The organism is Bradyrhizobium sp. UNPA324, assembly GCF_006658635.1.
GTDB lineage: Bacteria > Pseudomonadota > Alphaproteobacteria > Rhizobiales > Xanthobacteraceae > Bradyrhizobium > Bradyrhizobium nanningense.
In genome coordinates this window covers 3365480-3372254 of the sequence record NZ_LFJD01000004.1, presented here as the reverse complement: position 1 = coordinate 3372254, position 6775 = coordinate 3365480, and the positions used below count along the sequence as shown (strand labels likewise).

Genomic DNA, 6775 nt, shown 5'->3' with positions numbered 1-6775 from the left:
GCGCGGCGGGCGTGCGGGCGGGCGGAGCACCCCCGCCTGTGACCGCCCAGCTCGCCCTTCAGGCAAGGGCGTCAACCCTGGCTCTGGGAGCGGGGCAGCCGGCTACACCAATTTGGGAGCTGGCCGCCATAAGCCATCTCCGGGACGTCCGGCTCAAGCGCGGCGACCGTTGCGAAGTGGTGTTTCGGAACGACCTTCCTGTGCCACTTGCGCCAGTCTGGTACGGCCTCAATGGCCCTGTTACGACCGACCCGCTGCGAGGGCGCGCTCCCGCGCCGCCGAACGCAGTCGAAACATCAATTATTTCAATACCCAATGCAGGAACCTTGCTGGCCGACTTCCGCCTGTTCGAGGATGGCCTGAAGCAGCCCGCGCGCCCACTTCCGATCATCGCGGCCGAGACCAGCCCGGCCGTCGTCGATCGTGACGAGGTGCTGTTGATCGAGGAATGGCGCCTGCGCCCCGATGGCACGGCTGTCCCGCCGGGCGAGACCCCAAAGGACGCGACGCCGCTCTATACGATCAACGGGCAGACTTCATTCGAACTCTCAGCGTTGGGCCATCAACGGCTGCGGCTGCGCTTTATCAACGGTTCCCAACGCACTGTTCTGGCTATCAAATTGGAAGGCCACGACGTCCGCGTGCTGGCTTTGGATGGACAGCCGGCCGAGCCGTTTTCGGCGCGCAACGGCGCCCTGGTTCTGGCGCCCGGCGCACGGGCCGACGCCTTTGTGGATGCGGCCGCATCAGCCCCATTCTTGCTGCATGACGGCAAGGCGGCGCACCAGGTCGGCAGCCTCAAGATCTCGGACCAATTGGAGCGGCGCGTTCTGCTGGCGCCGCCGCCGCCGCTCCCTTCGAACGACCTTCCCGAGAAGCTCGACTTAAGAGGCGCCCTGCGGTTCGATGTCGCGCTCGGCTTCCCCGACGCCGGCTGGACGCGGCCCGTGTACTTCTCCACGGCCTCCGCGCCCGCCTTCCGGGCCAAGACCGGCCGCACCGTCGTGCTGGCCCTCAACAACCCCGGCTCTGTCACCGCCGTGTTCCACCTGCACGGCCACCCCTTCCGCCTGCTCGACAAGCTCGACGATGGCTGGAAGCCCTATTGGCTCGACACGCTCGTGATCGAGCCCGGCCAGACCCACCGCATCGCCTTCGCGGCGACCGCGCCCGGACGATGGCTGCTCGAATCCATCGCGACCGACTGGGCCGCGCCGCGGCTGGTGCGCTGGTACGCGGTGGAGTGAGGCCGCCTATTGGCGCTGCCAGAGGTAACGGACGTCCGGCTCCTTCTCCTCGTTCCGCGCCCCATCGGTCTGCTCGACCGGCGCGAAGCCGCGCGCTTCGTAGAAGTGCCGTGCCTTCGTGTTGCGCTGGAAGGTCCAGAGCTCCAACCGATCACAGGCCTGCTTGGCGATATCAAGGAACTGGGTACCGGCGCCGCGGCCCTGGACGGTGGGGAGCACGTAGAGCTGCTCGATCCAGCCCTCGCGGAACGCAATGATCCCGCCGAGCACCTCGTCGTCAAAACATCCCCACACGCGGCATGCCGGAAAGACACGCTCGCGATAGAACCAAAGGTCCTCATCCGGCGTGTGCAGCCCGGCGAGCCACGGCATCGCCTGGTCGAATGCGATCCGATGGACCCGCGCAGCTCCGCCCATGTCCGCGAGCGCGAGTTGTCTGAGCACTAGTACTCCACCCCCAGCGCATCATAGATCCTCCGGTGCACGGCGGGCAGCGTTTCGGTGAGGTCCTCCGCAATCAGTCCGGGCCCGGCTTCGCGCGCCGCCTCGCCATGCATCCAGACGCCGATGCTGGCGGCTTCGAATGCCGGCACGCCCTGCGCCAGCAGGCCTGCAATGATGCCGGAGAGGACGTCACCAGCTCCGGCGGTGGCGAGCCAGGGCGGCGCGTTGGCGGCGATGGTGGCACGGCCGTCGGGGGCGGCGATCGTGGTGTCCGGCCCCTTCAGCAGCACGACGGCGCCGGAACGCTCGGCGGCGGCGCGAACGCGCTCCAGCTTGGAACGGCCCGGAAATTTGTTGCTGAGGTCGGAGAACAGGCGCGGAAACTCGCCTTCATGCGGCGTCAGCACCACCGCATTGTCCTGGGAAGACTTGATCGATTCGAACAGCCGCTCGGGGGTTGCGGCAAAGCTCGTCAGCGCATCGGCATCGAGCACCAGACGACGCTGCGCGGCGAGCGCGGTGTGGACGAGATCGCAGGTGCGCTCACCGATGCCCGCGCCGGGGCCGATGATGCAGGTGCCGTAGCGCTTGTCGCCGAGCAGCTCGCCGAACTCGATCGCCGTGTCGACGGGGCGAACCATCACCGCCGTCAGCGCAGCCGCATTGATCGCGAGCGCATCGCGCGGGGTCGCCAGCGTCACCAGGCCCGCCCCTGCCCGCAGCGCGCCGCGCGCGGCGAGCCGCGCCGCCCCGGTTGCCGCGGCATCTCCCGAGACCGCCAGCACGTGCCCGCGCGCGTATTTGTGACCGTCGATGCGCGGCACCGGAAAGGCGGCGCCCCAGACATCCGGATCGTTCTCGAAGGTCTGCGGCGCGATCTCGTCCAGCACCCGCGTGTCGATGCCGATGTCGGCGACGCGCACGCGGCCGCAATGCATCCGGCCCGGCAGCAGCAAATGCGCCGGCTTCTTGCGAAAGAAGGTGACGGTCTCGGTGGCGTTCACCGCCGCGCCCATCATTGCCGCGCTGGTGCCGTTGATGCCGCTCGGCAGGTCGACCGCGAGCACCGGGGCGCCGTTGGCGTTGATCGCCTCGATCATCGCGCGCGCCTCGCCATCCACGGGGCGGCTGAGACCGGCGCCGAACAGCGCATCGATGATCAGCGCGGGCTTTCCGATCGCCTGCGGATTGAACGGCAGCACCGGGTGCTTCCAGCCGCGCGCGGCGGAGGCCGCATCGCCCTGGAGCTGGTCGCGCTCGCACATGGCGATCACCGAGACCTCCCGCCCCTGGGCCGCGAGCTCGGCGGCTGCGACAAAACCGTCACCGCCATTGTTGCCGGGACCGGCCACGATCAGGATCGGCCCCTCCTCCACCAGCGCCTGGGCGGCATCAGCGACCGCCTGGCCCGCGCTCAGCATCAGCTTGAAACCGGGTGTGCCGCCCGCGATGGTGAGCTGGTCCGCCCGCTGCATTTCCGCGTTGGTCAGAACTTCCATGCCACTTCCCTAGTACAATCGCCTTTTCAACAGGCATCTTCCGCGCCGATCCGACGCGGGGAACAACGATCTGCACACATATTGAACCGTTTGCCTATTTCGTAGTCTTCGGTATTTTGTGCAAGTTGGCGCCACCACTCAGAGATGCTCGTTAAAAGGCTGATAACGCTCCAATAATCAGGGCATTTGCAACTTGGCATAGACCCTGCTTTCGAGGAAGCCGCTTCGGTTCGTCGTGCTCACTGGCATTTATCAGGGTGTCGCCGGCCGTTGGTGCCGGTCAGGTCAGGATTTCCGGCATAGCGAAGACAAGATCATGCGTATAAGGCGCATCCTGACGAAGACGTTGCTATTGATCGAAAGGCCGGAGGCGCGCAGTGAAGAAAATCGAAGCCATCATCAAGCCATTCAAGCTCGACGAGGTGAAGGAAGCGCTTCAGGAAGTCGGCCTTCAGGGCATCACCGTGACCGAGGCCAAGGGCTTTGGCCGGCAGAAGGGTCACGCCGAGCTCTACCGTGGCGCAGAATACATCGTCGACTTTCTGCCCAAGGTGAAGATCGAGATCGTGATCGGCGACGATCTGGTCGAGCGCGCCATCGACGCGATCCGCCGCGCCGCGCAAACCGGGCGCATCGGCGACGGTAAGATCTTCGTCTCCAACATCGAAGAGGCGATCCGCATCCGAACCGGCGAATCCGGGCTGGACGCTATCTGAGCCGGGTGCTATCCCGAATTTTGCGACACTCCGACTGGAAATAAGGCTGCTTCGGCGGCCTGATTTCGTTTGTGCGGTCGCGCAAAACTCGCCCGAGCGAGAATAATTTTGCTCATCTGGAAACCGACCCGCAGAGCCAAAAGGGGTATGCATGAAGACCGCCAAAGACGTCCTGAAATCGATCAAGGACAACGACGTCAAGTACGTCGACCTGCGCTTCACCGATCCGCGCGGCAAGTGGCAGCATGTGACGTTCGATGTCAGCATGATCGATGAAGACATCTTCGCCGAAGGGACGATGTTCGACGGCTCCTCGATCGCCGGCTGGAAGGCGATCAACGAGTCCGACATGTGCCTGATGCCCGATCCGGTCACCGCGACGATCGACCCATTCTTCGCCGAGACCACCATGGTCATCACCTGCGACGTGCTCGAGCCGACCACCGGCGAGCCCTACAACCGCGACCCCCGCGGCATCGCCAAGAAGGCCGAAGCCATGGTGAAGTCGATGGGCGTGGGCGACAGCGTGTTCGTCGGCCCCGAAGCCGAGTTCTTCGTGTTCGACGACGTGCGCTATTCGGCCGAGCCCTACAAGACCGGCTTCCGCCTCGACTCCTCGGAGCTGCCGACCAATTCCGACACCGAATATGAAGGCGGCAATCTCGGCCACCGCGTCCGCACCAAGAGCGGCTATTTCCCGGTTCCGCCGCAGGACTCCGTGCAGGACATGCGCTCGGAGATGTTAGGGGCCATGGCCAAGATGGGCGTCAAGGTCGAGAAGCACCACCACGAGGTCGCGTCCGCCCAGCACGAGCTCGGCATGAAGTTCGACACGCTGACGCTGATGGCCGACCATCTGCAGATCTACAAATACTGCATCCACCAGGTCGCCCACATCTACGGCAAGACCGCCACCTTCATGCCGAAGCCGGTCTTCGGCGACAACGGCTCGGGCATGCACGTGCATCAGTCGATCTGGAAGGACGGCAAGCCGGTGTTCGCCGGCAACAAATACGCCGACCTGTCGGAAACCTGCCTGCACTACATCGGCGGCATCATCAAGCACGCCAAGGCGATCAACGCCTTCACCAACCCGTCGACCAACTCCTACAAGCGTCTGGTCCCGGGCTATGAGGCCCCCGTGCTGCTCGCCTACTCCGCGCGCAACCGCTCGGCCTCGTGCCGTATCCCCTACACCGCTTCGCCGAAGGCCAAGCGCGTCGAGGTGCGCTTCCCCGATCCGCTCGCCAATCCCTATCTCGGCTTCGCCGCGATGCTGATGGCCGGCCTCGACGGCATCAAGAACAAGATCGATCCGGGTCCGGCGATGGACAAGGACCTCTACGACCTGCCGAAGGAAGAGCTGAAGCAGATCCCGACCGTGTGCGGCTCGCTCCGCGAGGCGCTGGAAAACCTCGACAAGGACCGCGGCTTCCTCAAGGCCGGCGGCGTGTTCGACGACGACTTCATCGACGCCTACATCGAGCTGAAGATGACCGAAGTCGCCCGCTTCGAAATGACCCCGCACCCGGTCGAGTTCGAGATGTACTATTCGGGCTAAGCGGCTCGGACTTTATGCGACAAGCAAAAGGCGCTTCCGATGGAAGCGCCTTTTCGTTTGGGGACTCGTAGGGCCGGCAATCACCACGTCGCCGTGAACGCCTTCTGCAGCTCGGCCGGCGCGGTCACGCCGCCCGCGATCAGCAACTGGGTGAGCACACGGGCCTTCTGCGGATTGAGATCCTCGGACACGACGAAGCCGTTCTTGTCGTCGTCGACCTCGACGTTGCGCGTGACGAAGCCGGACCGGACCCGCGTCGAGCGCACCACCATGATGCCCTTCTTCGCCGCCGCTTCGAGCGCATCGAGCGCCGGCTTCGAGGTGTTTCCGTCGCCAACGCCGGCCAGCACGATGCCTTTGGCGCCGTGCGCAATGGCGTCCTCGACCGGAACGGCGTCCATGTTGGCGTGCGAGTACACGATCTCGACGCGCGGCAATTGCTCGCCCGCCGGCAGCTGATAGGTCCCGCGCCTGAAGGCGGCGCCTTGGGTCATGAAGCGAATGCCGCCGGCGGCGTCGACATAGCCGATCGGTCCGTCATTGGGTGAGCTGAACGTCTCGATGCTGGTGGTGTTGGTCTTGGTGACCGAGCGCGCGCCTTGAATCTTGTCGTTCAGCACCGCCATCACGCCGCGCCCGCGCGAGCGCGGATCGGCGGCGACCTGCACGGCTTCATAGAGATTGCCGGGGCCGTCGGCGCTGACCGCCGTGGCCGGCCGCATCGAACCGACGATCACCACCGGCTTGTCGCCGCGCACCACATTGTCGAGAAAGAACGCGGTCTCCTCGAGCGTGTCGGTGCCATGGGTGATGACGACGCCATCCGCTTCGTTCTTGTCGAAAGCGTCCTGGATGCGGCGGGCCAGCGCAAACCAGACCTTGTCGTTCATGTCCTGGGACCCGATGGACGAGATCTGCTCGGCATTCAGCTTCGCCAGCTTGTCGAGGCCCGGGACGGACTGCAACAGCTGCTCGCCCGTGATCTGGCCCGACTTGTACGCGCCGGTCGCGCGCGCGTCGGCCTGGCCCGCGATGGTGCCGCCCGTCGCAAGAACGAGAATGCGCGGCAGGCCGCCAGCTGAAGCATCCTTGCCCGGCTCCGCCGCCTGCGCTGTCGCGCCGATGCAGCCAGACCAGAGCACGAAAGCCATCAGCGGAATGGCAAGTCGCGATATTCGGCAAGGCCAGTGAAGTGCTGATGTGACGGCGTCGCTGATCATCGAATGTCCTCCTGCTGTCCCGGGCAGGCTATTCGAAACCGCGCAATGGGGCCGAAGATGGGCGGCACACGCAGGGCGGGTAGAGTCC

6 protein-coding genes are annotated in these 6775 nt (G+C 65.3%); 3 read left to right on the top strand and 3 right to left on the bottom strand.

Features of this window, described 5'->3' with window-relative positions; translation table 11 throughout:
• Positions 1-1247: multicopper oxidase domain-containing protein (locus UNPA324_RS16305; RefSeq protein WP_246667179.1), on the top strand; the 1247-nt coding region annotated here is incomplete at its 5' end.
• 6 nt (positions 1248-1253) lie between these two features.
• Here the strand turns inward: UNPA324_RS16305 and UNPA324_RS16300 are convergent.
• Positions 1254-1691, bottom strand: a complete 438-nt coding sequence (locus tag UNPA324_RS16300; protein WP_246667178.1) for a GNAT family N-acetyltransferase — start codon at positions 1689-1691, stop codon at positions 1254-1256.
• Positions 1691-3190: an NAD(P)H-hydrate dehydratase gene (locus tag UNPA324_RS16295; protein WP_141935136.1), complete on the bottom strand. Its 1500-nt coding sequence runs from the start codon at positions 3188-3190 to the stop codon at positions 1691-1693. The genes UNPA324_RS16300 and UNPA324_RS16295 overlap by 1 nt, the downstream gene beginning before the upstream one ends.
• A gap of 377 nt (positions 3191-3567) precedes the next feature.
• On the opposite strand from UNPA324_RS16295, the gene UNPA324_RS16290 reads away from it, so the two are divergent.
• Positions 3568-3906 carry a P-II family nitrogen regulator gene (locus UNPA324_RS16290; RefSeq protein ID WP_007603495.1) on the top strand — a complete coding sequence of 113 codons (339 nt, stop codon included), beginning with the start codon at positions 3568-3570 and terminating at the stop codon, positions 3904-3906.
• Between the two features lie 151 nt (positions 3907-4057).
• Positions 4058-5467 carry a type I glutamate--ammonia ligase gene (glnA, locus tag UNPA324_RS16285; RefSeq protein WP_128917437.1) on the top strand — a complete coding sequence of 470 codons (1410 nt, stop codon included), beginning with the start codon at positions 4058-4060 and terminating at the stop codon, positions 5465-5467.
• Between the two features lie 80 nt (positions 5468-5547).
• On the opposite strand, the gene UNPA324_RS16280 is transcribed toward glnA, so the two are convergent.
• A complete protein-coding gene (locus tag UNPA324_RS16280; protein ID WP_141935135.1) occupies positions 5548-6687 on the bottom strand; it encodes an asparaginase in 1140 nt (379 codons plus the stop codon).
• Positions 6688-6775: the final 88 nt, after the last annotated feature.

Excerpts from the sequence above, each read along its gene's own strand:
- UNPA324_RS16295 (WP_141935136.1), bottom strand. The coding sequence starts at position 3,190 with ATGGAAGTTCTGACCAACGCGGAAATGCAGCGGGCGGACCAGCTCACC.
- glnA (WP_128917437.1), top strand. The coding sequence starts at position 4,058 with ATGAAGACCGCCAAAGACGTCCTGAAATCGATCAAGGACAACGACGTC.
- UNPA324_RS16280 (WP_141935135.1), bottom strand. The coding sequence starts at position 6,687 with ATGATCAGCGACGCCGTCACATCAGCACTTCACTGGCCTTGCCGAATA.